General features: G+C 67.6%; 1 protein-coding gene and 1 pseudogene. Both read left to right on the top strand.

The features are described from left to right. Window positions 1-368: pseudogene (locus AB0F29_RS41565) on the top strand (beta-ketoacyl synthase); the annotation flags it as partial. A gap of 39 nt (window positions 369-407) precedes the next feature. Next, on the top strand, window positions 408-1271 hold an 864-nt coding region (locus tag AB0F29_RS41560; protein WP_361884204.1), incomplete at its 3' end, for a beta-ketoacyl synthase N-terminal-like domain-containing protein.

Raw genomic sequence — 1271 nt, 5'->3', positions numbered from 1 at the left:
CGCTCACCTCGGTCGAGTTGCGTAACCGCCTTCGTGGGGCCACCGGCCTCAAGCTTGCCGCCACCATCGTTTTCGACTACCCCAATCCGCTCGCCATCGCCCGCCATCTCCACCGCGAACTCGGGATCACAACGCAATCCGTGTCCGGAACTCATCCGCTGCTGGCTGAACTGAGCAGGCTCGATGCCACCTTGGCAGCGACACCCGCCGACGACTCGGTCCGCGCTCAAGTGACAGCCCGGCTTCAAGGCCTACTGGCCTCCTGGTCGCTGGCGAACGGAACCCCGCCCGCTGATGAGGAGCTCGACTTCGATACCGCCTCGGACAACGAACTCTTCGACCTGATCGACACCGAGTTCGGCAACTAGCAACCGCCGATTGTCACAGCCTCTAGGAGCTGAACCCCGATGGCAGATGAAAGCAAGCTTCGCGACTATCTCAAGCGCACCCTCGCAGAGGCACGCCGTTCCCAGCAGCGTGTGCTGGAGCTTGAGGCCGAGAAGTTGGAGCCGATTGCGGTTGTGGGTATGGCGTGTCATCTGCCCGGCGGTGTGGCGGGTCCGGAGGATTTGTGGCGGCTGGTCAGCGAGGGCCGGGACGGTGTGTCCGGTTTCCCGTCTGATCGTGGCTGGGATCTGGAGGGGGTGTTCGACTCCGACCCGGGCCAGGCCGGCACCCCGGACGTGCCCCGGGGCGGGTTCCTTTATGACGCGGCGGAGTTCGACGCGGGTTTCTTCGGGATCTCGCCGCGTGAGGCGCTGACGATGGATCCGCAGCAGCGGTTGCTGCTGGAGACCTCGTGGGAGGCGTTGGAACAGGCCGGGATCGACCCGGGGACGTTGAAGGGCCAAGACGTCGCGGTGTTCTCCGGCGTCTATGAACAGGGGTACGGCTTCAGCACGTCGGAACTGGAAGGGTTCATCGGCACGGGGGCGATGACGAGCGTGGCCTCGGGCCGGGTGTCGTACGTGTTCGGTTTTGAGGGTCCGGCGGTGACGGTGGACGCGGCGTGTTCGTCCTCGCTGGTCGCGATCCATCTGGCGGCGCAGGCGTTGCGGCGGGGGGAGTGCTCGCTGGCGCTGGCGGGCGGGGCCACGGTGATGGCGACGCCGGGGGCGTTCGTGGCCTTCTCGCGCCACGGCGGCCTCGCCGTCGACGGCCGGGTCAAGGCGTTCTCGGACGCCGCGGACGGCACCGGCTGGGCCGAGGGCGTCGGGGTGGTGGTCCTGGAGCGGCTGTCGGAGGCGCGGCGCAACGGGCACCGGATCCTT

Source organism: Streptomyces sp. NPDC026589 (assembly GCF_040638385.1).
Classification (GTDB): domain Bacteria; phylum Actinomycetota; class Actinomycetes; order Streptomycetales; family Streptomycetaceae; genus Streptomyces.
This window is presented reverse-complemented; position numbering and strand designations above follow the sequence as displayed.